This is a genomic window from Pseudoduganella buxea, from assembly GCF_009720835.1.
Taxonomy (GTDB): Bacteria; Pseudomonadota; Gammaproteobacteria; order Burkholderiales; family Burkholderiaceae_D; genus Rugamonas; species Rugamonas buxea.
This window is the reverse complement of sequence record NZ_WNKZ01000035.1, coordinates 23,609-47,208: the sequence shown is the minus strand read 5'-3', so window position 1 is coordinate 47,208 and position 23,600 is coordinate 23,609. Positions and strand designations below refer to the sequence as shown.

Sequence of the window (23,600 nt, the reverse complement as noted above, 5' to 3'; positions counted from 1 at the left end):
TTGCGGAAAATGGAAGGGCTTTTTCAGGCTTTCAGGTGCGTCAGGCCGCCCATGTACGGACGCAGCACTTCCGGGATGACGACGCTGCCGTCTTCCTGCTGGTAGTTCTCCAGCACGGCGACCAGGGTGCGGCCCACTGCCAGGCCGGAGCCGTTCAGCGTGTGCACCAGTTCCGGCTTGCCCTGGGCATTGCGGAAGCGCGCCTGCATGCGGCGGGCCTGGAAGGCTTCGCAGTTCGACAGCGACGAGATCTCGCGGTAGGTGTTCTGCGCCGGCAGCCACACTTCCAGGTCATAGGTCTTGGCGGCGCTGAAGCCCATGTCGCCCGTGCACAGCGACATCACGCGGTACGGCAGGCCCAGCTGCTGCAGGATGGTTTCGGCGTGGCCGACCATTTCCTCCAGCGCCTCATACGATTTTTCCGGGTGCACGAGCTGCACGAGCTCGACCTTGTCGAACTGGTGCTGGCGGATCATGCCGCGCGTGTCGCGGCCGTAGCTGCCCGCTTCCGAACGGAAGCATGGCGTGTGCGCCGTCATCTTCAAAGGCAGTGCGTCCGCCGCCAGGATCTCGCCGCGCGCCGTGTTCGTCAACGTCACTTCCGACGTGGGGATCAGGTAGAAGTTCTCGCCCTCGCCTTCGGCCCCGCCCTTCTTCACCGAGAACAGGTCCGCCTCGAACTTGGGCAGCTGGCCCGTGCCCATCAGCGAATCGGCGTTGACCATGTACGGCGTATAGCATTCCGTGTAGCCGTGCTGGTCCGCGTGCGTGTTCAGCATGAACTGCGCCAGTGCCCGGTGCAGGCGCGCGATGCCGCCCTTCATGACGGAGAAGCGCGAACCGGTCAGCTTGGTCGCCGTGTCGAAGTCCAGGCCCAGCGGGGCGCCCACGTCGACGTGGTCCTTCGGTTCGAAGCTGAACGCGGGCGGCGTGCCCACCTTGCGTACTTCGACATTGCCCGTTTCGTCGGTGCCAGGCGGGACGGATTCGTGCGGCAGGTTCGGCACGGCCTGCATGAAGGCGGCCATCTTTTCCTGCACGGCGGCCAGCGCCGCTTCGTTGGCCTTCAGCTCATCGCCCAGGCCCGCCACTTCCGCCATCACGGCCGAGGTGTCTTCTCCCTTGCCCTTCAACATGCCGATCTGCTTGGACAGCGTGTTGCGCTTGCCCTGCAGTTCTTCGGTACGCGTCTGGATCGCCTTGCGTTCCGACTCCATTGCGGAAAAGCCTGCCACGTCCAGCTGGAATTTGCGGGTCGCCAGCCGGGCGGCGACGGTGTCGATATCTTTACGGAGAAGTTGGATGTCTATCATGGGATTTGCCGCTATGTCGAAAGCGCAATTGTACCAAGATGACGCCACTTCCTTCGAGTTTTACGCCCTCCGACGGGCGGCGCGTTGGGCGCCGCCGGCTCAGATCAGCGCGGCTTTCTCGGCGGCGGTCAGGCGCTTGGCGGCAATCGTCACAACGGGCATCGGTTGGTCGGCCTGGACGGTGACAACGGGGTCGGCGGCCACTTCGATCGCCTTCGGTTCCGTGGTGGCGAAGGCCCAGCCCAGTGCCACGGCGGCGACGACGACAAAGATGGCTTCCATGTGTTTCAGTGCGTTCATGATGTGCTCCTTCAGGTTGGTGGGTACAACGCGTTCTGCGATGGTTGTACTGTACCTAAAGGCGCCCTGCGTCGCGCCGGGGTTCCGACGGAGCGTTCGAAACGGGGGATGAACTGCAAAAAGACGGCGCCGAAGTCGCTGCCGACCCGGCGCCGTGGCACTGCCGCCGGGCGACTATTCAGCGCACCGGCGTGGCGGCCTCCGCGCCGACCACCGTGTGCCACTTGCGCACGGTCCAGCGCTTGACGATCCCCTGCGTCACATACGGATCGGCCTTGGCAAACGCCTCCGGCACGGCCGGCGAATCGGTGGTGAACAGCAGCAGCGCGCTGTCGATCGGTTCGCCCGCGGCGCCGGCCAGCAGCAGCTCGCCCCGCCCGACGGCGTCCCAGGCCAGCTTCAGGTGCTCGGCCCGGAACGCGTCGCGGCGCGCCAGGTAATCGTCGGACAGTTCATAGGCCAGCAGGTAATGCATCGGTTTTCTCCGTTACGGTCGTCGACCCGAGCCAGTCGAGCACGAGTTGGTTGAAGGCGTCCGTCTGGCGCAGCATCGGCCAGTGGTCCGTGTCCATGGCCACGGCGCGGCTGCCCGGTTTGCTGTCCAGCTCGCGCGCCCACGCGGACGAGTGGAACATGAAGGGCTTGCGCGTGCCGTAGATGAACAGCATCGGGCAGGCGGGCCGGAAGGTGCGGGCCGATTTGTACTTGCCCGTCCACGTCGAGTAGTAGGGATAGTTCTTCTGCACCGTCAGCGCCTCGGGTGGCGCCGGCACGTGCATGCGCCGCGCCATCGAGTGCGTCATCGATTCGCCGATGCTGCCGCCGATGCGCCACGCGGCGGCCAGCCACAGCTGGTAGGCGACGATGCCCAGCTTGCCCTTGATGCCGATGTCTGTCAGGTGGTCTTTGGAACCGGCATCGCCGATGTCGACACCGACGATGCGCGCCACCAGGTCCGGGTGCCGCTGGGCGAACTGGTAGCCGAACAGGCAGCCCCAGTCGTGCACCAGCAGGATCACGGGCCGCTGGGGGCTGACCTCGCGCACCACCGCCTCGCACAGGGCGATCAGCGAATCGAGCGAATGCTCACCCCGCGGCGCGCCCGGCTCGAAGCCGGGCCACGTAAAGCGCACGCAGCGGTAATGCGACTTGAACGCCGCCACCTGCCCTTCCCACAAGGCCCGGTTGTCGGGCCACCCGTGCAGCAGCAGGATCGTCTCGGGGCCGCTGCCTTCGATCAGGACTTCGGTGCCGTTGATGGTTTTGATTTGCACTGGCCTGCCTCGCAAGAATGTTGGTAAATGTACTAGCGAAAACTATACCATGCGAAATTGGCCAGACGGCTTGAACTTTCCCGGCGGTGTCCTGTCTGATCGGAGTGATATCCCATCCTTGGAGCAAACATGGATACGGTAACCATCAGCAGCATTGTCACGCTCAGCGTCGCAGCCGCCCCGATCCTCGGAACTGCGGCATTGTTCCTCGTCGGCCTGATTATATGGTGGCGCACGGGCTCGTCCATTACGATCCTGTCCCGGCTGTGGCGTTTATTGCATGGGAAAATGAGTCCGGCCGTCCCCGCGATCAGTGGCTATCTGGCCGCACAGGCGGAGGTGGCGCGGCTCAGCTTTGAAACGGGCGCCAGGTTCCGGACAGCCCAGCAGGCAGAACGTGTTATCGCATGGTCCATACGGCATGATGAAAGCTTGTGCGATGCCGCCGCATGTGGGCCCTACTTCGATTTCGAACTGCCTGGGTTAAAGGACCGTTCGAGCCAGCCGAAGCCGTGGGCCATCGTTGGTATCGGCGCCTTTTTCGCCATCCTGTCAATCGCGATTCTCACTGCGGCCCTGTTCATGATCCCGGACCGGGCCATCCTGCGGCTGACCGCCACGGGGACGTGGCTGACGATCGACCGGGAATCGGTCAAGCCCATGACGTTCGCGCCTGGCTTCACCCTGGCGCGCTGCAGCCGCGACCACAGCGCGATCCCGCCCCGTGCCGGCTTTACTACGGCTGAAGTCGGGGCACTGTGCGATGCGGTCAAGGCGGAGAGTCCGGCGTCGCTGGGCCGCTTCATCGACCGCAGCATCGCGGGCCAACGGCAGGTGCTCGGGGTTATCGCCGTGACCCTGGCCTGCTGGGCCTGGCCCACCTACGCCACACTGCGTCACGCCGGCAAGGCCAACGCAATGCGGGAACGCTTGCGCCGAAAGGCGGCCACCGGAGCGGATCGAGCGACAGCGGCAAGTTCGCAGGAAGAGCGCATCGGCGATTAGCCCTACTCCTCCCCAGCCGCCCGATCCATCGCCCGCAACCACGCCAGCTTGTCCGCGATCTTCGCCTCGATCCCGCGCGGCACGGGCTGGTACCAGCGGGGTTCCGGCATGCCGTCCGGCAGGTAGGTTTCGCCGGCAGCGTAGGCGTTCGGTTCGTCGTGGGCGTAGCGGTATTCGTGGCCGTAGCCCAGCTCCTTCATCAGCTTGGTCGGGGCGTTGCGCAGGTGGACGGGCACCTCGCGCGACTTGTCCTTCTTGACGAAGGCCATGGCCTGGTTGAAGGCGTTGTAGCCGGCGTTGCTCTTGGCCGCGATGGCCAGGTAGACAACGGCCTGGCCCAGCGCCAGCTCGCCTTCGGGGGAACCGAGGCGCTCGTAGGTTTCGGCCGCGTCGTTCACCATCGTCAGCGCGCGCGGGTCGGCCAGGCCGATGTCTTCCCAGGCCATGCGGATGATGCGGCGAGCCAGGTAGCGCGGGTCGGCGCCGCCGTCGATCATGCGGCAGAACCAGTACAGGGCCGCATCAGGATGCGAGCCCCGCACGGACTTGTGCAGGGCCGAGATCTGGTCGTAGAAATTGTCGCCGCCCTTGTCGAAGCGGCGCGCGTTCAACGTCATCGCGTTTTCGACGAAGGTGGCGTCGATGCGTGTCACGCCGGACGAATGGGCGGCCGTATCGGCCTGCTCCAGCAGGTTCAGGAAGCGGCGCGCGTCGCCGTCGGCGAAACCGATCAGCGTGTCCACGGCCACTTCGTCGAACTCGATGCCGGACAGGGTGCTCTTGCGCGCCTTGTCCAGCAGCTGGCGCATTTCCTCGTCCGTCAGCGATTTCAGCACGTAGACCTGGGCGCGCGACAGCAGGGCCGAGTTGACTTCGAAGCTGGGGTTTTCCGTTGTCGCGCCAATGAAGGTGACGAGGCCCGATTCGACAAAGGGCAGCAGCGCATCCTGCTGGGCCTTGTTGAAGCGGTGGATCTCGTCGACGAACAGGATGGTACTCTTGCCGTACTGGTCCAGGTTCTGCTGCGCCTGTTCCATCGCGGCGCGGATGTCCTTGACGCCCGCGAAGACGGCCGACAGCGCGATAAAGGCCGCATCGAAGGCATTGGCCGTCAGCCGCGCCAGGGTGGTCTTGCCCACTCCCGGCGGGCCCCACAGGATCATCGAGTGCGGCTTGCCGGCCTGGAAGGCCAGGCGCAGCGGCTTGCCCTCGCCCAGCAGGTGGCCCTGGCCGATCACTTCGTCCAGTGTTTTCGGACGCAGCGCCTCGGCCAGCGGCTGGCGCGGTTCCTGCGAAAAGAGATCGGCCATCGGTTCCGCGCTTACTGCTTGACGACGTCGGCGCCGGCCGGCACCGCGAAGCGGAACGACGTGGCGCCGAGCGGCGGGTTCTTCTCGAACTTGCGGAAGGCCAGCACGGAGGTCTGACCGAAGTTGTCGCGCAATTCCATCGCTTCGGGCTGGCCGTTCTTCAGGCCGATGGTGATCTGCTCGAAGCTGGTGTCCTTCGCCTTCGGCACGGCCTTCAGCCATTCCAGGCCGCCGCGCGTGCCCGCCTCGGACAAGGTGAAGTTCTTCTCCATGTCGTTACTGCCGAACAGGATGGCGGCCGGCGACGAGCCCAGGGCGTCGCCCAGCTTCTTCACGGTGACCTGGTTCAGGTCCTTGTCGTAGATGTAGAGCTGCTCGCCGTCGGCCTGCAGCAGCTGCTCGTAGGGCTTCTGGTACTGCCAGATGAACTTGCCGGGGCGGGCGAACACGAAGGTGCCGGTGGACGGCGCCGACGTCTTCTTCGCGCCGTCGACATCCTTGGTGAGCGTTTGCGTGAACTCGCCCTTGGCGGCCTTGGTCGAGGCAACGAAGGCCTTGAACTGGTCCAGTGCGGCGGCGTTGGCGCCGGCGCCGGCCAGCAGGCCTGCCGTCAATGCGGTGAGGATGGCAAAACGGTTGATACGGTTCATACGGTTTATCCTTATTCTGCGGGAGTGGCCGGCACCAGGATGTCCCGGTTGCCGTTCGACTGCATGGGCGAGACGACGCCGCTCTGTTCCATCTGTTCCAGCAGGCGGGCCGCGCGGTTGTAGCCGATGCGCAGGTGGCGCTGCACCAGCGAGATCGACGCGCGGCGGTTCTTCAGCACCACCTGCACGGCCTGGTCGTACATCGGGTCGGCTTCGCCGCCGCCCTCGCCCGCCGCACCGCCTTCCCCGCCGCCGCTGCCATCTTCCAGCGTGCCGCCTTCGAGGATGCCGTCGATATAATTCGGCTCCCCCTGCAGCTTCAGGTGGGCCACGACCCGGTGCACCTCCTCGTCCGACACGAAGGCGCCGTGCACGCGCACCGGCAGGCCGGTCCCGGGCGGCATGTACAGCATGTCGCCCATGCCCAGCAGCGCTTCGGCGCCCATCTGGTCAAGGATCGTGCGCGAGTCGATCTTCGACGACACCTGGAAGGCGATCCGGGTGGGGATGTTGGCCTTGATCAGGCCCGTGATCACGTCCACAGATGGGCGCTGCGTGGCCAGAATCAAGTGCAGGCCGGCCGCGCGGGCCTTCTGGGCGATACGGGCGATCAGTTCTTCCACCTTCTTACCGACCACCATCATCAGGTCGGCCAGCTCGTCGATGATGATGACGATGGTCGGCAGCTTCTCCAGCGGCTCGGGCGAATCGGGCGTGATCGAGAACGGATTCGGGATGTGTTCCTCGCGCTTGGCCGCCTCGGCGATCTTGGCGTTGTAGCCGGCCAGGTTACGCACGCCCAGCTTGGACATCAGCTTGTAGCGGCGCTCCATCTCGTTGACGGCCCAGTTCAGTGCGTGGCCGGCCTGGCGCATGTCCGTGACGACCGGCGCCAGCAGGTGGGGAATGCCTTCGTAGACGGACATCTCCAGCATCTTCGGGTCGATCAGGATCATCCGCACATCGTGCGGATCGGACTTGTACAGCAGCGACAGGATGGTCGCGTTGATGCCCACCGATTTACCGGAGCCGGTGGTACCGGCCACCAGCAGGTGGGGCATCTTGGCCAGGTCGGCCACCACGGGCTTGCCGGCGATGTCCTTGCCCAGCGCGACCGTCAGGGACGAGGCGTTGTCGTTGTAGACCTTCGAGCCGACGATCTCGGACAGGCGCACGATCTGCCGCTTCGGATTGGGCAGCTCCAGCGCCATGTAGTTCTTGCCGGGGATGGTCTCGACGACGCGGATCGACGTCAGGGACAGCGAACGGGCCAGGTCGCGCGCCAGGTTGACGATCTGGCTGCCCTTGACACCCGTGGCGGGTTCGATCTCGTAGCGGGTGACGACGGGGCCCGGATAGGCCGCCACCACCTTGGCTTCGACGCCGAAGTCCGACAGCTTCTTCTCGATCAGGCGGCTGGTGAATTCCAAGGTCTCCACGGCCACGGTTTCCTGGGCCGGCGGCGGCTCGTCCAGCAGCGCCAGCGGCGGCAGGTCGGTGTTTTCGATGTCGCGGAACAGGGGCGCCTGCTTTTCCTTCTCGACCCGCTCGGACTTCGGAATATTCGTCATCTGCGGCTCGACGCGGATGGTCGGCGCCGCCGCCTGCGCGCTCGGCAAAGTCGGCTGCAGATTCGGCTGCAGGTGCGCCGCCATCAGCGGCTTCTCGCGCGCCGCTTCCTGCTGCAGCTTCTCGATCACCTTCTCGGGATGGCGCTCGACGTGCTTCTCGCGCTCCTTGACGACGACTTCCTCGCGCTTGACCGTGGCGGCCTGGCCCTGGCGGCGGTCCTCGCGGTCGTGGTAACGCAGCACGACCCATTCGATCGACGTCTCGATGGCCGCGCCGATGCGCTCGGCCACCGTCATCCACGATACGTGGAAGAACCAGGAAAAGCCCGTACCGAACAACAGCAGCAGCATCAAGGTGCCGCCCGTCGAACCCAGCCCGACGTGGGCCGTCTTGCCGATCAGCTCACCCAGCACGCCGCCGGCCGCGCGCGGCAGTTCCACGTGCAGCGCGCGCATGCGCAGGTACTCCAGGCCCATGCTGCCGATCAGCAGCAGCACGAAGCCGGCCAGGCGGATCAGGCCTTCATGGCTGTGCTCCTGGTCCTCCTCGGGCGGCTCGTCCAGCAGGAAGCGGTGCGTCAGGCGGCGGTAGCCCCGCCACACGTAGCGCACCAGGTACAGGCACCACCACCAGGCCGAAAAGCCGAAGATGTACAGCATCAGGTCGGAAATCCATGCACCGGCGCGGCCGCCCAGGTTCGACACCTTCGGTACCAGGCTCGCATGGGACCAGCCCGGATCGACCTTGTGGTAGCTGGCCAGGATCAGGATGAAATACAGGCAGACCGCCGCCAGCGCGAACCAGCGTGCCTCGGACAGCAGCCGCACCAGCCGGTTCGGCAGGGGCTGGCGCTCGGTTGCCGTGCGCGTGCGCGTGTAGCTGTTGCCAGCCGTTTGACTTGTTTTGCTCATAAGTGTTACTGCTTGACGCCCGTGTGAAGCGGATGCTGTTGTTACGCGCGGAAAATTGATTGCTATTGCACCTATTTTAAGGCATACGCGGCCCGGCCGGCCTTTCTGTATAGGGGAAATACGGGCATTTCACCATCTTGGGGCAGGCCCGGCCGTCCCGGCCCGCCGACTGCACAGCCGGAACGGTTTGGCGCCGTTCCCTTATAATCCCGGTTTGCCTGCGCGCAGCGGCAACTTCCCCGCCACGCGCCGCTCTTGTGCTTCCGAGCAAGGCCCCAATCTTCGGTTAATCCCGGGTTTCATCCCGTTTTTGCAGAGAATTCTCCATGACCACTACCAAACACGCCCGCGTTCTGATCCTTGGCTCCGGTCCGGCCGGCTACAGTGCCGCCGTCTACGCCGCGCGCGCCAACCTGAAGCCGATGCTGATCACCGGCGTCGAGCAGGGCGGCCAGCTGATGACGACGACGGATGTCGAGAACTGGCCGGGCGACCCGCTGGGCGTGCAGGGTCCGGAACTGATGCAGCGCCTGCTGCAGCATGCGGAGCGCTTCAATACCGATATCGTATTCGACCACATCCACACGGCGAAGTTGTCGGAAAAGCCCTTCCGTTTGATCGGTGACGCGGGCGAGTACACCTGCGACGCGCTGATCCTGGCCACGGGCGCCTCGGCGCAGTACCTGGGCCTGCCGTCCGAGGAAGAATTCATGGGCCGCGGCGTGTCCGCCTGCGCCACCTGCGACGGCTTCTTCTACCGTGGCCAGGAAGTGGCCGTCATCGGCGGCGGCAACACGGCCGTCGAGGAAGCGCTGTACCTGTCGAACATTGCCAGCAAGGTCACGCTGATCCACCGCCGCGACAAGTTCCGCGCCGAGCCCATCCTGGTGGACCGCCTGATGACCAAGGTCGCCGAAGGCAAGATCGAGCTGAAACTGAACCACAACCTGCACGAAGTGAACGGCGACACCAGCGGCGTGACGGGCCTGACCCTGAAATCGAACGACGGCGAACTGTCGACCATCACCGTGCACGGCCTGTTCGTGGCGATCGGCCACAAGCCGAACACGGGCATCTTCGAAGGCCAGCTGGACATGCACAACGGCTACCTGAAGACGCGCGCCGGCACGGAAGGCATGGCGACGGCCACGTCGATCCCGGGCGTGTTCGCCGCCGGCGACGTGCAGGACCACGTGTACCGCCAGGCCATCACCAGCGCCGGCACGGGCTGCATGGCCGCGCTGGACGCCCAGCGCTACCTGGAAGCGCAAGAGTAAAACCTTAGCAAGAGGAGCCGGCACCATGGCGGGATTGAAGAGCTTTGCCGACCTGAAGGGGCTGTCGAAGCAGCTGAAGGAAGACCACGAGGCGCGCGCGGCGGCCGAAGCGGAACGCATCGAGCAGGAGAAGAAGCTGGTGGCGGAAGCGAATATCTTCCGCGGCAGCCTGGGCGGCGTGAAGAAGTTGCCCGAATCGAACCGCTACGTGCCGCGCGCGCCGAAGCCCATCCCCGCCGCGGCGGCGCCGAAGCGCAAGCTCAGCGCCGGCGAACAGAAGGACGACGATGCGGCCGTGCTGCGCGAGGCCATGCTGTCGGACCTGTTCGAAGTCGATCATTACATGGAAGAAGACCCGTCGCTGAACTACCTGGCGCCCGGTGTCGGCAACGACGTGATGAAACGCCTGCGCAAGGGCCACTGGCCCGTGCAGGACGAGCTCGACCTGCACGGCCTGCGCCGCGACGACGCCCGCAACGCCATCGGCCAGTTCCTGCAGCAGGCCAACCGCCGCAATCACCGCTGCGTCTGCGTCATCCACGGCCGCGGCTTCGGCTCGAAAGGCCAGGAGCCCGTGCTGAAATCGATGGTGCACAGCTGGCTCGTGCAAACGGACGGCGTCATCGCCTTCAGCCAGGCCCGCCCCTCCGAAGGCGGCGAAGGCGCCCTGATCGTCCTGCTGCGTGCCGCCCTGCGGCCCGAACGCTAAGCACCCCGGTTCAACCCCGATTCAGTGTCAGACACCTGATACACTGCCCCGCATCAAAAGCAGGTCGGTGCCTGACGCCGAATTCGCATCCATCGACGAATATTCCCCGTTCAACCGGTTCCGCGCCTGGCACCGAACCGGAATTGAACCAGCAACGCTTCGTTGCCCGAAAACCGGTGTCAGACACCGTTTTTAAGGCAACTGTCTCCTTTGCGGCAACCCAGCCGCATGTTAGCCTGTGGGATCAACAACTTTTCCCGCGCCGCATGAAACTCGTTCCGCATGTTTCCCTCGTTACCGTCATCGAAGTGGTGGCCATCATGGTCGGGGCTTTTTCCGGCTTCGTGGAAGCGCGGCGCAAGCGGATGGATATCGTCGGCGTCATCATCGTCGCCTTCATCGCCGCGTTCGGCGGCGGTACCCTGCGCGATATCCTGCTCGACAAGCGCCCCCTGTTCTGGGTCGAGCACCAGGAATACACCATCCTCCTGTTCGTGCTGGCGCTGACGGTGGCGCCGTTCATGAAGCACCTGCGCCATATCGTGTCGGAGCGGCTGATCGTGTGGGCCGATGCGCTGGGCCTGGGCCTGTTCGCCGTGGCCGGCGTGTCCCAGGCGCAGGCGGCCGGCATGCCCATGTTTATCGCGGCGATGATGGGCGTGATCACGGGGATTTTCGGCGGCGTGCTGCGCGATATCGTCTGCAACGAAGTGCCGATGGTGTTCAGGGACGGCAAGCCCTACGCGATCTGCGCCTTCGTGGGCTGCTGGATGTATATCCTGCTGCAGCAGGTCGACGTGCCGGAAGACTTCCGGCTGTGGCTCAGCGCCGCCACCATCAGCATGCTGCGGCTGCTGACGTGGAAGTTCGACCTGCGCATCGGGCGGCCATCGTAGCTTGATTACGGCCGGGCTCGTGTCCACCTTGGGGTCAGACCCCGACAAGGACACGGGCCCGGCAGCTAAACCGATTAAACCGTCATCAGACCGCGTCCGGGCCCGTCTCGCCGGTGCGGATGCGCACCACCTGCTCGACGTTCTGCACGAAGATCTTGCCGTCGCCGATCTTGCCCGTGCGAGCGGCCTTGATGATGGCGTCCACCACCTGCTCGGCCACGCCGTCGTCGACCACCACTTCCACCTTCACCTTCGGCAGGAAGTCGACCACGTATTCGGCGCCCCGGTACAGCTCCGTGTGGCCCTTCTGGCGGCCGAAGCCCTTCACTTCCGTGACCGTCAGGCCCGTCACGTTCACTTCGGCCAGCGCCTCGCGCACTTCGTCGAGTTTGAAGGGCTTGATAACGGCGGTAATCTGTTTCATGGCATTCTCCTTATTGAATCGTTGGGGTCCGTCACGCGTCGGGCACAGTCTTCAGGTTTTCCAGCCACAGCCTCGACTCCGAATCGCTCGGTGCGCGCCAGTCGCCCCGTGGCGACAGCGAACCGCCCGAGCCGACCTTCGGCCCGTTCGGCACGCAGGTGCGCTTGAACTGGCTGGTCTGGAAGAAGCGGTGCAGGAAGATGCCGAGGTTGTGCTTGATGTCCTTGAGCGCGTACTCGTTGCGCGCCACGTGCGCCTCCTCGGGCCAGGCGCCGACGGTGCGGTCCTTCCACGCATGGTGCGCGAGGAAGGCCACCTTGGTCGGGGCGAAGCCGAAACGCAGCGTGTAGTACAGGTTGAAATCCTGCAGTTCGTACGGGCCGATGACGCTTTGCGTGCTTTGCGCGGGGGCGCTGTCATTGGCCTTGCCAGGTACCAGCTCGGGGCTGATCTCCGTGTTGACGACATCCATCAGCACGCGCGAGTCGGCGTCGCCGAACTGGCGGCTCTCGGCCACCCAGCGCACCAGGTGGGCGATCAGGGTTTTCGGCACGCTGGCGTTGACGTTGTAGTGCGACATATGGTCGCCCACGCCGTAGGTGCACCAGCCCAGCGCCAGCTCGGACAGGTCGCCCGTGCCGATGACGATGCCGTTGACATGGTTCGCCAGCCGGAACAGGTGGCTGGTGCGCTCGCCCGCCTGCACGTTCTCGAACGTGACGTCGTAGTCCTCGTGCCCTTCCGAGTACGGGTGGCCGATATCCTTGAGCATCTGGATGCAGCTGGGGCGGATGTCGATCTCGGCCGCCGTGCAGCCGACGAAAGCCATCAGCCGGCGCGCCTGCTCCAGGGTACGCGTGCTGGTGGCGAAGCCCGGCATCGTGTAGGCCATGATGTTCGTGGCCGGCAGGTTCAGGCGCTCCATCGCCTTGGCGCACACCAGCAGCGCGTGCGTCGAATCGAGCCCGCCCGAAATGCCGATGACGACCTTCTTCATGCCGCTGGCCGACAGGCGCTGCACCAGCGCCTGCACCTGGATGTTGTAGACCTCCATGCAGCGCTTGTCGCGCAGGGCGGGATTGGCCGGCACATAGGGGAAGCGTGCCACGTTGCGCAACAGCGGCAGCACCTCGCGCGCCGGCACTTCCAGCGCGAAGTTCACGGTGCGGAAGGCCGCCACCTGCCCGGCATGGCGGCGCATCGACTGGCCGAAGGTATTGGTGCGCATGCGGTCGCGCGACAGCCGCTCCAGGTCGACGTCGCCGAAAATCAGGTGCGACTCGTCCTGGAAGCGCTCGGCCTCGGCCAGCAGGTCGCCGTTCTCGTAGATCAGGGCCTGGCCGTCCCAGGCCAGGTCGGTGCTCGATTCGCCCCGCCCCGCCGACGAATACAGGTAGGCCGCCAGGCAGCGCGCCGACTGCTGGCTCACCAGCTGGTGGCGGTAGTCCGACTTGCCGACGACGATATTCGAGGCCGACAGGTTGACCAGCACGGTGGCGCCGGCCAGCGCCGCGTATGACGACGGCGGCACCGGCACCCACACGTCCTCGCAGATCTCGGCGTGGAAGCGCAGCAGCGGCAGGTTCGCCACCTGGAACAGCAGGTCGGCGCCGAAGGGCACGCGCTGGCCCAGCAGCTCGATCTCGTCGGAGATGGCGTCGTCGGCGCTGCTGAACTGGCGCACCTCGTAGAACTCGTTATAGTTGGGCAGGTAGATCTTCGGCACGACGCCCTGGATGCGCCCGCCCGCGACGACGACGGCGCAGTTGAACAGCCGGTGGTCGACCCGCAGCGGCAGGCCGACGATCATCGCGGCCGGAATGCGGATCGACGCTTCCAGCACCTTGTTCAGCGCCACCAGCACCGTGTCGAGCAGCGCGCGCTGGTGGAACAGGTCGTCGCAGGTATAGCTCGACAGGCCCAGCTCGGGGAATGCCACCAGCAGCGCGCCCTTGGCGGCGGCCTGCTCGGCCAGCAGGATGGTCTGCTCGGCATTGTAGAGCGGGTCGGCCACGCGGCAGCGCGGCACGCCGACGGCCAGGCGGACGAAATCGTGCGAGTACAGGTTGTGGAATGGTTGCGGCATGGGGAGCGGAGTCGACATGAATGGCGAAGATTTTAACATCGACGTTCGCGCACCGTGTCCCGTGCCCCGCCACTGCTACCGTGCGGGCGCTTCCTGCTCCACCATGTCGGGGCAATCCGGCTCGGTGTCGTAGCCCAGGGCGTAGTAATAACTGGCGTAGGGACTGGCGTCCCCGCGCGCGCGCAGCAGCGCGATCCGTACGCCCTCCCCCGTGGTGCAGTGGCGCACGAACACGGGCGGCGCGCTGTCGGCGAAGCGCACTTCGTGGGTCATCGCGTCAAGCCTGCGTACCTTCCCCATGCCGTCGAAGCCGAAGCCCAGGCCCGGCCAATCGTCCTTCCGGACCATGCCGGCCGGCGCGTAGCGGCCGGCGATCCGCCGCCCTTCCTCGTCGCCATCCGGCTGCTCCCGCAGCAGCATGCGCTGCATGTCCGTGACCGGGCGCGGCAGCTTGTCGCCGAAGACGAAGCAGCAGTCCGGGCCCTTGCGGTCGAAAAAGGCGACCGGCAGCTTGCGTGCTTGGTCGTGGTCGATATTGGCCTGCGTCGTGTACAGGTGGGCATGTCCGCCGTCGGCCACGTCGACGACATAGAAGGCCGGGTCGGCCGGGCGGGAGCAGGATTGCAGTGCCAGCAGCGGCACTGCCAGCAGCAGCGGAAGCTTTTTTTTCATATCGATGAACAAGGATGAGCGCGCGATTCTAACAGCCCACGGCGCCTGCCGAATTTGCGTACAATGCCGCGATGACCTACCGTACTGGCGTGCTCTCTTCCCTTGCCGATGCCGGCGCCCCCGCATGGTCCGCGCTGCTGGCGCGCCAGGCCCCGGCCGGCGAGCCCAATCCCTTCCTGTCCTACGCCTTCCTGCACGCGCTGCATGAATCGGGCAGCGCTTGCGCCGACACGGGCTGGCAGCCGCAATACCTGGCACTGTGGGACGACACGGACGAGGGTTCCGAGCTGGTCGCGGCCATGCCCCTGTACGTCAAGTCGCACTCGTATGGCGAATACGTGTTCGATTGGGCCTGGGCCGATGCCTACCACCGCAACGGCGTCGAGTACTACCCGAAGCTGCTGTCGGCGATTCCGTTCACGCCCGTGACGGGGCCCCGCCTGCTGGCGCGGGACGACGCGGCGCGCGCCACCCTGGTGGCCTACCTGTGTGCGCAGCAGCAAGCGGCCGGCATGTCGTCGACCCACGTGCTGTATCCGCCGGCGGAACAGGCCGCGCAACTGCACGAGGCGGGCTTCATGCTGCGCTCGAACGTGCAGTTCCACTGGCTGAACCAGGGCTACGCCGACTTCGACGCGTTTCTGGCCACCCTGGAGCACAAGAAGCGCAAGAATATCCGCGCCGAACGGCGCAAGGTGCGCGAGGCGGGCGTGACGATGCGGCGCATCCGCGGGGTCGATGCGACGCCGGCCGACTGGCGCTTCTTCCACCGCTGCTACCGCAACACCTACGCCGAGCACCGTTCCTCGCCCTACCTGAACCTGGATTTCTTCCAGCGCATCGGCGCGACGATGCCGCACAACCTGCTGCTGGTGGTGGCCGAGCGCGACGGCCAGCCCATCGCCGCCTCGCTCGTCATCCACACGGCCGACACCCTGTACGGCCGCTACTGGGGCGCCATCGAGCACGTGCCCTGCCTGCATTTCGAGACAGCGTACTACCAGCCGCTGGAGTTCTGCATCGAGCAGGGCATCGCCACCTTCGAAGGCGGCGCCCAGGGCGAGCACAAGATGGCGCGCGGCTTCCTGCCGACCAAGACGTGGTCGGCCCACTGGCTGGCCCACCCGGCCTTCTCGGACGCCGTCGAACGCTTCCTGGAACGCGAAAGCGGCGGCATTGAAGCCTATATGGACGAGCTGAACGAGCGCAACCCGTTCAAGGACTGACGACAGCACCGCGCGATTGCGTGTCACACGGGGCGCCGCGCCTGGCGCGCGTCGCCGGAATATCCCGTCTGACCCGGCCGGCCTTTCTGTCGTATATCCGCACATCCGCCAATAAATTCGTGAACCGTGCCCGGAAACCGCGCCACCCTGTTACTCTGCGTACTTGCGCAGTGGAAATACGCCTCCGGACCGGGCCTTTCACGGCCCTCCTCTTTCCGGCGCCCCGACCGCGCCGGTTGCATACCCACTTGAAAGACAGTGGTCACCTCCGGGCTCGCCGCCGACATTGTCAGCCAGGCGACCCCGGCCTCCCCCGCCAGCGCCACCAGTAACCCGCGCCCGCACCGTTTGCCAGACACCCTTGCGCCTGATCCGAGATGGCGTCCGCACGTACCCGTAGTCAGGGTGCTCGGATGCGGTCGCCTTTCGTCGCGGATGCATTCATGGACCGTTGCGCCTTCCGGTGTGCCGGTCCAGCCACCCCATGAGGCCATGAACGATGAAGACCAAATTGATTCCCTGTGCGCTGCTGGCCATGAGCCACGGCGTGTTCGCCCAGCAGTTGCCGACCGCCGGCAGCCAGTTGCAGCAGATTCCGCCGGCGCCGATGCCGGAAAAACGGGCGCCTGCCATCGCCCGGCCAACCGTCGCCCCCGCCACCACGACCGCCGAGCCGGCCGGCATGACCATCGTCGTCCAGCGCCTTGGCGTGACCGGGTCGCAGGTCTATGCCGAAGCCGACCTGCTGGCGCTGACCGGCTTTCGCGCCGGCAGCGAACTGTCGCTGGCCGACCTGCGTGCCATGGCCGCGACGATCGCCGCCTTCTATCACCGCAACGGGTACTTCCTGGCGCAGGCCTATGTGCCGCAGCAGGACATCCGCGACGGCGCAGTGACGATCGCGGTCATCGAGGGCCGCTACGGCAAGGTGGCGCTGCGCAACGGCAGCCGGGTGTCCGATGTCGTGGCAAACCGCCTGCTTGACGGGCTCGTCGAAGGCGACATCGTCGCCATCGACGCGCTGGAAGAACGGCTGCTGCTGCTGTCGGACTTGCCCGGCGTAGGCGTCAAATCGACGCTGGTACCCGGCGCATCGGTCGGCGCTTCCGACCTGATCGTGGACCTGATTCCGGGCCCGCGCGTATCGGGCAGCGTCGACGCCGACAATGCCGGCAACCGCTATACGGGTGCCTACCGGGCGGGGGCCACCGTCAACCTGAACGAGCCGGCCGGACAGGGCGACGTCGCCACCTTGCGCGTGCTGAGCTCGGGCTCCGGGCTGAACTACGCCCGCCTGTCCTACCAGGCACAGCTCGGGCGCGCCAGCGCGGGCGTCGCATACAGCCAGCTGCGCTACCGCTTGCAGCGCGAATTCGCACCGCTCGACGCCAGCGGCACCGCGCGCGTCGCCAGCATCTACGGCGCCTATCCGCTCCTGCGCTCGCGTAACACCAACCTGACGGCGCTGCTGGCTTTCGACACGAAGCGCTTCGAGGACCGGATCGGCGCCACCGCCATCGTCGCCAGCAAGCGTGCGCGCGTGCTGACAGCCAGCGTGGCCGGCGACCATCGCGACCTGCGCTGGGGCGGCGGCCTCGGTACCTACGGGCTGGCCTGGTCGTCCGGACAGGTCGACCTGCGCACCCCGGCGCTGCACGCGTTCGATGCCGTCTCGGCCCGCAGCGAGGGCCACTTCAACAAGCTGGCCTTCCATGCGGCGCGGCTGCAGGGCGTGTCGGAGTCGCTTTCGCTGTATGCGGCCATCAATGGCCAGGTCGCGTCGAAGAACCTGGATGTGTCGGAAAAAATGGAACTGGGCGGCATGTACGGCGTGCGCGCCTACCCGGAAGGGGAAGCCTACGCGGACCAGGGCTACGTGCTGAATCTGGAAGCGCGCGTGGCGCTGCCGCCGCTTCCGGCCGGCGCGGCGGGCCGGCTGCAACTGGTCGGCTTTGTCGATCACGGCAATGTCAGCACCAGCAAGGACCCGTGGACGAGCGCACCGAACCATCGGTCGCTGTCCGGGGCCGGTGTCGGGTTGATCTGGGCAGACACCAACAATTTCGTCGTCAAGGCCTACTACGCCCGCAAGGTCGGTAGCGAGCCAGCCTTGTCCGCGCCGCATTCGGCGGGCCGGTTCTGGCTCCAGGCCGTCAGGTACTTCTGATCTCGTCGACCAATCTGCATAACAGGGACATTCAATGAACAATATCTACCGATCTATCTGGAACCCCGCCGCCGGCACCTTCGTTGCCGTGTCCGAGCACGCCAATGGCGCCGGCAAGCAATCCTCCCACGGGACCGGGCTGGCCATGACGGCACTGCCGATGACGGCACTGGCGCTGTCGCTGATGCTGGTCGGCACGGTTGCGCACGCTCTGCCGACCGGCGGCGTCGTGACGGCGGGGGTTGCCGCCATCGGCGGCACGCCGGGCAGTGTCGTCATCACGCAGTCGACGCCGAATGCGGTCATCAACTGGCACGGCTTTGACGTGGCGGCCGGCGAATCCGTGCGCTTCGTCCAGCCGGGCAGCAATGCGGTGGCGCTGAACCGGGTGCTCGGCTCCGACCCGTCCAGCATCCTGGGCACCCTGTCGGCGAACGGCAAGGTGTTCCTGATCAACCCGAACGGCATCCTGTTCGGCCGGGGCGCCACCGTCAACGTGGCCGGCCTGGTCGCCTCCAGCCTGGCGCTCGGCGATGCCGATTTCATGGCGGGCCGTTACGGCTTTGCCGGCACGGGCACGGGGGCCGTGACCAATCACGGCACGATCAATGCGCCGGGCGGCTATGTCGCGCTGCTCGGTGCCCGTGTGGCGAACGACGGCATCATCGCGGCCCGCCTCGGCAGCGTCGCGCTGGCAGCCGGCAGCGCCATCACCCTCGACGTCGCCGGTGACGGCTTGCTCAATGTCGCCATCGGCCAGGGCGCGATCGACGCGCTGGTGCAAAACGGCGGCTTGATCCAGGCGGACGGCGGGCAGGTGCTGCTGAGCGCCCGGGCCGCCGGCGGCCTGCTGCAAGGGGCCGTCAACAACAGCGGCGTGATCGAGGCGCGCAGCCTGGAACAGCGCCACGGCACGATCAGGCTGGCAGGCGACGCCACGACCGGATCGGTGCAGGTCGGCGGCAAGCTGGATGCCTCCGGCCTGGGCGCGGGACAGACCGGCGGTACCGTGCAGGTGCTGGGCAATAGCGTCAACCTGACGGGCGCCACCATCGACGCGTCCGGCGACGCAGGGGGCGGCCTGGTGCACATCGGCGGCGGCTTCCACGGCGATCCGGCCATCCCCGCGGCCCACGACACCGTGGTCGATGGCGGCGCGGTCCATGCCGACGCCATCGGTACCGGCAACGGCGGGCGGATCGCCCTCTGGTCCGTGGGCCGCACCGCCGTCAATGCCACGCTGACGGCACGCGGCGGCGCCCAGGGCGGCGACGGCGGCTTTATCGAGACGTCCGGCAAGGACGTGGTGCTGGGCGCCGGCAAAAGCATCAGCACCGTGGCGCCGCAAGGCCGCACCGGTACCTGGCTGCTCGATCCCGTCAACTGGACCATCGCCGCCGCCGGCGGCGACGAGACGCCGGGCGACGTGGTGACCAGCATGGCAAGTTCGGATCGCCTGATCAACGCGACCAATGACATCACCGTGGCCGACGCCCTGGTCTGGACGACAGGCCAGAAGCTGGCACTGGACGCGGGCCATGACGTGCGGATCGACGCATCCATGACCGCCAGCACCGCCGGCTCCGCCATCATGCTCACGGCGGGCAACGACGTACTGGTCAACGCGGCACTGACGGCCAGCGCCATGGGGTCGCGCATTGTCTTGACGGCGGGGCGCGATGTCACCAGCACGGCAGCCATCACGGCCACCGCCACCGACGCGAAAATCGCCATGACGGCCGGACGCGACGTCAGCGTCGTCGCCATCACGGCGGACGGCGGCGGCTCGGCCGACCTGGTCGCCCGTGGCACCGTGACGCTCAATGGCCAGGTCAGCGCCGACAACGGCGCCGTGACGCTGGTTGCCGACAACGACGGCACCGGCCCGGGCATCGCCGGCGGCACCGTGCGCTTTGTCGGACCGGCCTCGGTCAGCGCCATGGCGACGACGATCCGCTTCAATCCCGCCACCTACGCGGGCACCACCACCGAAATCGCCGATTACACGACCAAGGTTGCCTCGGGCGCCATCGACGCCAGGGCATGGGTATTCGCGCAGGCCGATAACAAGGTCTACGACGGCAATCGCGCCGCCACCCTGTCCCTGCGCGGCACGCCGAACGTGGGGAACAGCGTCGCGCTGGTTGCAGGCAGTGCCACGTTCGACAACAAGAACGTCGGCACCACCAAGCCGGTGGCCTTTACCGGCTATACGCTGGGCGGCGCCGACGGCGCGAAATTCGCGCTGTTCGCGCCCTTCGGCAGCACGGCCGGATCCGGCACGACGATGGCCGACATCACGCCACGCCCCCTCACCGTGACGGCGATCGGCAACGACAAGGTCTACGACGGCCGCAGGGCCGGCGTCGTGGCGCTGGCCGACAACCGCGTGGCCGGCGACCTGCTCGGCATCACCGCGACGGCGGCGAACTTCGTCAATGCGAACGTGGGCAATGGCAAGGCCGTGACGGTAACGGGCATCAAGCTGACCGGTGCCGACGCGGGCAACTACAGTGCCAATACGAGCGCGGCCACTGCCGCCGACATCACGCCGGCGCCGCTGACGGTGCGCGCGAACGATGCGAGCAAGACCTACGGCCAGACGCTCGCGCTGTCGCCGTCGGCCTTCACGCAGAAGGGCCTGGTCAACGGCGAGACCATCGGCAGCGTCAATCCAGCCAGCGCCGGCACGAGCGCCGACGCCGGCGTGGCCGGCAACCCGTATGCGATCGTTCCCAGCGGCGCCAGTGGCGGCACGTTCGCGCCGTCGAACTACGTCATCACCTACCTGAACGGCGCGCTGGTCGTCCATCAGGCGGCTTTGACCGTGACGGCCAACGACGTGACGCGGACCTACGACGAAGGCACCGTATTGAGCGGCTTCACCACCAGCGGCCTGGTCAACAGTGAAACGGTCGGCAGTGTCACCCAGACCAGTCCGGGCATCGTCGCCTCGGCCAGCGCCCCCGGCACTTACACGATCACGCCCAGCGACGCCACCGGCGGCACGTTCACGCCGGGCAATTATGCGATAAGCTACGCGGCCGGCGCGCTGACCGTCCTGGCCGCGGCCGTGACACCGCCCGTGGTGGTCCCGCCGACGACGCCCACGGCGCCACCGTCGCCACCCGCGGCGCCAGTCACGTCGCAGCCGTCGACGCCTGCCTTGCCACCGGCGCCGTCGTCGCCTTCCCAGCAGGACGTGGCGCATCACCCGCAGCCACGGGCGCTGGTGGCGACCGTGCCGTTCGCCGTGCGGGAAACCCGGCAGGCCGTCGTCGTGCCGGCACCCTTGCCTGCCGGGCTGCTGACATTGGCCCAGCCTGGCGACCCCGAACCGGAAGCGGCACTCCCTGCGGCGCCAGCTGCCCGCCCGGCAGCGGATGCACCGCCCGTCATGTCGCGTTCCGATCCGGCGATTACCGTGCCGGTCCACCGCGTCAGGAAGCAGGACCGCAATTGAACCTGTCAAAACCCCGGACGTTCGGCGCGACACTGGCCAGCCGGGTCGGCCTGGGCTGCCTGGCAGCCGTCGTCGCCGCCATGCCGGCGCTGGCAAGCGATACACCGGCAGGCGCGCCCGGGCATGCCGGCGCAAGCGCCAGCGCGGGCGCACGGGTGCGTGCCGATTTCGGCCGACTGGCGCCGTCGGCGGACGTGCGCCGGCTGGCGGACTGGATCCTCGCCGTCGACGACCATCGCCGCCTGCCGTTCCTCATCGTCGACAAGAAGCAGGCAACCGCTTACGCCTTCCATGCCGACGGCATCTTGCGCGGTGCCGCCCCGATCCTTCTGGGGCTGGCCATCGGCGACGATTCGGTGCCGGGCATCGGCCAGCGCAGCCTGTCGGCCATCCGCCCCGAGGAACGCACGACGCCCGCGGGCCGCTTCGTCGCAGCGCTCGACCGCAACCTGCACGGCAAGGAAATCCTGTGGGTGGACTACGATGCCGCCATCTCACTGCATCGCGTCGTCACGGGGGTGCCGAAGGAGCGCCGTGCCGAACGGCTGGCCAGCCCGACGCCACTGGACAACCGCGTTTCCTATGGTTGCATCAACGTACCGAAGGCGTTCTTCGACGGCGTCGTCGTCCCCGCTTTCAAGGGCACCAACGGCATCGTCTATGTGCTGCCCGAAACCCGTTCGGCGCATGCCGTGTTCGGCTCATACGACGTGGACGGGCAGCGCTGAGACACCGGCCGCGTCGGCGATGCGCACCCCGCTACTTCAGCGCCACGCTCCAGTTCTTCTCGACGCATTTCACGTAGTTCCCGGCGATCAGCGCGCTGTACGGCGTCTGGTAGTTCACCAGCTGGCACTGGTAGTCGCCGCCGGCGTTCCAGTTCTTCTCCCAGTAGATCGGGTAGGCCGCCGAACTGGATGGCCCGAAGCGCTGCATCGTCGCGCACGACAGCTGCTCGCTGCCCACGTTCCAGCCCAGGTCCTGCGCGAACTGCTTGTAGTAGTCGATGCGGTTCTGCGCCGCCGCCTTTTCCGTGCCGGTGCCGCATTCGGCATTGATGATCATGATGGTGGTGGCGAAGTTGTTGCCGGCACCAGCCGCGACGTCGGCCGCGTTGGGCACCCAGGTGCCGTCGATCACGTGCAGCATCGACGGCTTGGGCGGCTGTGGGTAGACGAAGAAGAAGGTGGCCGATGCGAGGTTCAGCCACGTCGACGCCACCAGGTCGGGATTTTTCAGCAGCACGGACTGGTCGCCGTTGTGCATCACCTGCGAGAACGGGCCGTAGTTGTAGTTGTACGAAAGCTGCTTGGCGCCCCGCCCGAAATACTTCTTGAAGCTGCCGTCGGCATTGGTGCCGCAGGTCCACACCGAATTGAACACGGGGTCCGCGCATTCGGCGTTGTAGCCGCAGCTGGCACCCGTTTCGTCGCAGCCCATCTCGCGCAGGTATTTCAGGCCCTGGCGCCATTGGGGCAGCGGGATGCTGGCGTTGTGGTCGCCCGTCTCCTGGGCGAAGTGGGCGAACATCGTGGCCAGCGAATGGCGGCAGATGGCGTCGGCGTCCCGGCCGTCGGCGTAGTCGTCGCACACGGCGGGGAATTTCGCCACCGCCTGCAGGAAGCGCTGGTAGGTGTAGCTGGCTTCGCGCGCGGAAAAATAATAGTCCCACTTCGCCGCGGGCAGCAGGCGCTCGACCCGGCGCACGTTGACGGGGTTGGCCGCCCTGCCCGGCGTCACCGCCTCCACGCCGGCATTGTCGAGCGTGCGCACGGAAGCCTTCACCTTGCGGAAGAAATCGTTGTCGGTCAGCTGCGCCTCGCGCGCCTCGGCCTGCGCTTTCGTCGGCACGCCGCCCGGCTGCGTGGGCGGCGTGCCGGGATCGGGCACGGGGCCGGTGGCGTCGCCCACGTACTTCCACGGCCCGTACTGGTCGGCGCCGGGCGCGCTGTTCTGGTTCCACCACTTCGCCTCGTACTGCTTGCCCTGGTAGGTGGCGCAGACGCCGGCCGTGTAGACCTGGCTGCTGCTCCAGGCCGGGCAGCTGGCCGCGGCCGCGCCGGCGATGGCGCCGCCGGACAGGGTGCGCGTGGCTGGCGCGCCGCCATCGCCGCCGCCGCAGGCGGTGACGAGCAGCGCCAGCGCCGGCGCGACGATTCTCGAAGTGTGCATGGTGTCTCCCGTGGGTGCGCGGCGGGGGCCGCGTCTGGGCAACACGATGAGCGCCGCCAAAGTGGTCGTCAAGTGGTTTTGAAAATTGCGGATTGGTTAAGACCAGTTGGTTGCGGCGGTGGCCCGCTGGGAGCATGGCTCACTGTGGAAAGCCGTGTCCAGAATGGGACATT

General features: G+C 66.8%; 19 protein-coding genes. 8 read left to right on the top strand and 11 right to left on the bottom strand.

Features of this window, described 5'->3' with window-relative positions; genetic code table 11:
• Positions 1-23: 23 nt before the first annotated feature.
• The 4 genes from serS to GM672_RS13690 form a co-directional block, all read right to left on the bottom strand.
• Positions 24-1,313 (bottom strand): serine--tRNA ligase, encoded by a 1,290-nt coding sequence (gene serS, locus GM672_RS13705; protein WP_155471096.1) that lies wholly within the window; start codon positions 1,311-1,313, stop codon positions 24-26.
• A gap of 99 nt (positions 1,314-1,412) precedes the next feature.
• Positions 1,413-1,613: a hypothetical protein gene (locus GM672_RS13700; RefSeq protein WP_155471095.1), complete on the bottom strand. Its 201-nt coding sequence runs from the start codon at positions 1,611-1,613 to the stop codon at positions 1,413-1,415.
• 178 nt (positions 1,614-1,791) lie between these two features.
• A complete protein-coding gene (locus GM672_RS13695) occupies positions 1,792-2,088 on the bottom strand; it encodes a YciI-like protein (protein WP_155471094.1) in 297 nt (98 codons plus the stop codon).
• Complete coding sequence (locus GM672_RS13690; RefSeq protein WP_170300059.1) at positions 2,066-2,887, bottom strand: alpha/beta fold hydrolase; 822 nt, start codon at positions 2,885-2,887, stop codon at positions 2,066-2,068. Before GM672_RS13690 ends, GM672_RS13695 begins: the two co-directional genes overlap by 23 nt.
• Positions 2,888-3,016: 129 nt before the next feature.
• Between GM672_RS13690 and GM672_RS13685 the strand changes: the two genes are divergently transcribed.
• Positions 3,017-3,892, top strand: coding sequence for a DUF6216 family protein (locus tag GM672_RS13685; protein WP_155471092.1), 876 nt, complete (start codon positions 3,017-3,019; stop codon positions 3,890-3,892).
• A 2-nt stretch (positions 3,893-3,894) separates the two neighbouring features.
• Here GM672_RS13685 and GM672_RS13680 read toward each other — a convergent pair whose 3' ends face one another.
• From GM672_RS13680 to GM672_RS13670, 3 genes are read right to left on the bottom strand one after another with little or no spacing between them, the layout of a single operon-like run.
• Complete coding sequence (locus GM672_RS13680) at positions 3,895-5,202, bottom strand: replication-associated recombination protein A (RefSeq protein ID WP_155471091.1); 1,308 nt, start codon at positions 5,200-5,202, stop codon at positions 3,895-3,897.
• An 11-nt stretch (positions 5,203-5,213) separates the two neighbouring features.
• The gene (gene lolA, locus GM672_RS13675; RefSeq protein ID WP_155471090.1) at positions 5,214-5,852 is read right to left on the bottom strand and encodes an outer membrane lipoprotein chaperone LolA; all 639 of its coding nucleotides are present in this window, start codon (positions 5,850-5,852) and stop codon (positions 5,214-5,216) included.
• 11 nt (positions 5,853-5,863) lie between these two features.
• Positions 5,864-8,335 carry a DNA translocase FtsK gene (locus tag GM672_RS13670; protein WP_155471089.1) on the bottom strand — a complete coding sequence of 824 codons (2,472 nt, stop codon included), beginning with the start codon at positions 8,333-8,335 and terminating at the stop codon, positions 5,864-5,866.
• A 326-nt stretch (positions 8,336-8,661) separates the two neighbouring features.
• On the opposite strand from GM672_RS13670, the gene trxB reads away from it, so the two are divergent.
• The 3 genes from trxB to GM672_RS13655 all read left to right on the top strand — a co-directional run bounded on the left by trxB (position 8,662) and on the right by GM672_RS13655 (position 11,217).
• The gene (trxB, locus tag GM672_RS13665) at positions 8,662-9,612 is read left to right on the top strand and encodes a thioredoxin-disulfide reductase (RefSeq protein ID WP_155471088.1); all 951 of its coding nucleotides are present in this window, start codon (positions 8,662-8,664) and stop codon (positions 9,610-9,612) included.
• Between the two features lie 25 nt (positions 9,613-9,637).
• Positions 9,638-10,321 (top strand): Smr/MutS family protein, encoded by a 684-nt coding sequence (locus tag GM672_RS13660; protein ID WP_155471087.1) that lies wholly within the window; start codon positions 9,638-9,640, stop codon positions 10,319-10,321.
• Between the two features lie 266 nt (positions 10,322-10,587).
• A complete protein-coding gene (locus GM672_RS13655; RefSeq protein ID WP_155471086.1) occupies positions 10,588-11,217 on the top strand; it encodes a trimeric intracellular cation channel family protein in 630 nt (209 codons plus the stop codon).
• Between the two features lie 85 nt (positions 11,218-11,302).
• Here the strand turns inward: GM672_RS13655 and GM672_RS13650 are convergent, their stop codons facing one another.
• The 3 genes from GM672_RS13650 to GM672_RS13640 form a co-directional block, all read right to left on the bottom strand.
• On the bottom strand, positions 11,303-11,641 hold the full coding sequence (locus GM672_RS13650) for a P-II family nitrogen regulator (RefSeq protein ID WP_107141586.1): 339 nt from the start codon (positions 11,639-11,641) through the stop codon (positions 11,303-11,305).
• Between the two features lie 31 nt (positions 11,642-11,672).
• Positions 11,673-13,727 (bottom strand): NAD(+) synthase, encoded by a 2,055-nt coding sequence (locus GM672_RS13645; protein WP_155471085.1) that lies wholly within the window; start codon positions 13,725-13,727, stop codon positions 11,673-11,675.
• A 75-nt stretch (positions 13,728-13,802) separates the two neighbouring features.
• The gene (locus tag GM672_RS13640; protein WP_155471084.1) at positions 13,803-14,399 is read right to left on the bottom strand and encodes a hypothetical protein; all 597 of its coding nucleotides are present in this window, start codon (positions 14,397-14,399) and stop codon (positions 13,803-13,805) included.
• A gap of 71 nt (positions 14,400-14,470) precedes the next feature.
• Between GM672_RS13640 and GM672_RS13635 the strand changes: the two genes are divergently transcribed.
• From GM672_RS13635 to GM672_RS13620, 4 genes are all read left to right on the top strand, one after another.
• Positions 14,471-15,625 (top strand): GNAT family N-acetyltransferase, encoded by a 1,155-nt coding sequence (locus GM672_RS13635; protein WP_155471083.1) that lies wholly within the window; start codon positions 14,471-14,473, stop codon positions 15,623-15,625.
• 499 nt (positions 15,626-16,124) lie between these two features.
• On the top strand, positions 16,125-17,792 hold the full coding sequence (locus tag GM672_RS13630) for a ShlB/FhaC/HecB family hemolysin secretion/activation protein (RefSeq protein ID WP_155471082.1): 1,668 nt from the start codon (positions 16,125-16,127) through the stop codon (positions 17,790-17,792).
• A gap of 34 nt (positions 17,793-17,826) precedes the next feature.
• Entirely contained in the window at positions 17,827-21,255 is a 3,429-nt protein-coding gene (locus GM672_RS13625) for a two-partner secretion domain-containing protein (RefSeq protein ID WP_155471081.1), read from the top strand.
• Positions 21,252-21,983 carry a hypothetical protein gene (locus GM672_RS13620; RefSeq protein ID WP_155471080.1) on the top strand — a complete coding sequence of 244 codons (732 nt, stop codon included), beginning with the start codon at positions 21,252-21,254 and terminating at the stop codon, positions 21,981-21,983. Before GM672_RS13625 ends, GM672_RS13620 begins: the two co-directional genes overlap by 4 nt.
• Positions 21,984-22,014: 31 nt before the next feature.
• On the opposite strand, the gene GM672_RS13615 is transcribed toward GM672_RS13620, so the two are convergent.
• The gene (locus GM672_RS13615) at positions 22,015-23,427 is read right to left on the bottom strand and encodes a glycoside hydrolase family 19 protein (protein ID WP_155471079.1); all 1,413 of its coding nucleotides are present in this window, start codon (positions 23,425-23,427) and stop codon (positions 22,015-22,017) included.
• Between the last annotated feature and the right edge of the window lie 173 nt (positions 23,428-23,600).

What these genes read in the sequence shown, in the direction of transcription:
- serS (WP_155471096.1), bottom strand. Translation starts at nt 1,313, where the DNA reads ATGATAGACATCCAACTTCTCCGTAAAGATATCGACACCGTCGCCGCC.
- GM672_RS13700 (WP_155471095.1), bottom strand. Translation starts at nt 1,613, where the DNA reads ATGAACGCACTGAAACACATGGAAGCCATCTTTGTCGTCGTCGCCGCC.
- GM672_RS13695 (WP_155471094.1), bottom strand. Translation starts at nt 2,088, where the DNA reads ATGCATTACCTGCTGGCCTATGAACTGTCCGACGATTACCTGGCGCGC.
- GM672_RS13685 (WP_155471092.1), top strand. Translation starts at nt 3,017, where the DNA reads ATGGATACGGTAACCATCAGCAGCATTGTCACGCTCAGCGTCGCAGCC.
- GM672_RS13680 (WP_155471091.1), bottom strand. Translation starts at nt 5,202, where the DNA reads ATGGCCGATCTCTTTTCGCAGGAACCGCGCCAGCCGCTGGCCGAGGCG.
- lolA (WP_155471090.1), bottom strand. Translation starts at nt 5,852, where the DNA reads ATGAACCGTATCAACCGTTTTGCCATCCTCACCGCATTGACGGCAGGC.
- GM672_RS13670 (WP_155471089.1), bottom strand. Translation starts at nt 8,335, where the DNA reads ATGAGCAAAACAAGTCAAACGGCTGGCAACAGCTACACGCGCACGCGC.
- trxB (WP_155471088.1), top strand. Translation starts at nt 8,662, where the DNA reads ATGACCACTACCAAACACGCCCGCGTTCTGATCCTTGGCTCCGGTCCG.
- GM672_RS13660 (WP_155471087.1), top strand. Translation starts at nt 9,638, where the DNA reads ATGGCGGGATTGAAGAGCTTTGCCGACCTGAAGGGGCTGTCGAAGCAG.
- GM672_RS13655 (WP_155471086.1), top strand. Translation starts at nt 10,588, where the DNA reads ATGAAACTCGTTCCGCATGTTTCCCTCGTTACCGTCATCGAAGTGGTG.
- GM672_RS13650 (WP_107141586.1), bottom strand. Translation starts at nt 11,641, where the DNA reads ATGAAACAGATTACCGCCGTTATCAAGCCCTTCAAACTCGACGAAGTG.
- GM672_RS13645 (WP_155471085.1), bottom strand. Translation starts at nt 13,727, where the DNA reads ATGCCGCAACCATTCCACAACCTGTACTCGCACGATTTCGTCCGCCTG.
- GM672_RS13640 (WP_155471084.1), bottom strand. Translation starts at nt 14,399, where the DNA reads ATGAAAAAAAAGCTTCCGCTGCTGCTGGCAGTGCCGCTGCTGGCACTG.
- GM672_RS13635 (WP_155471083.1), top strand. Translation starts at nt 14,471, where the DNA reads ATGACCTACCGTACTGGCGTGCTCTCTTCCCTTGCCGATGCCGGCGCC.
- GM672_RS13630 (WP_155471082.1), top strand. Translation starts at nt 16,125, where the DNA reads ATGAAGACCAAATTGATTCCCTGTGCGCTGCTGGCCATGAGCCACGGC.
- GM672_RS13625 (WP_155471081.1), top strand. Translation starts at nt 17,827, where the DNA reads ATGAACAATATCTACCGATCTATCTGGAACCCCGCCGCCGGCACCTTC.
- GM672_RS13615 (WP_155471079.1), bottom strand. Translation starts at nt 23,427, where the DNA reads ATGCACACTTCGAGAATCGTCGCGCCGGCGCTGGCGCTGCTCGTCACC.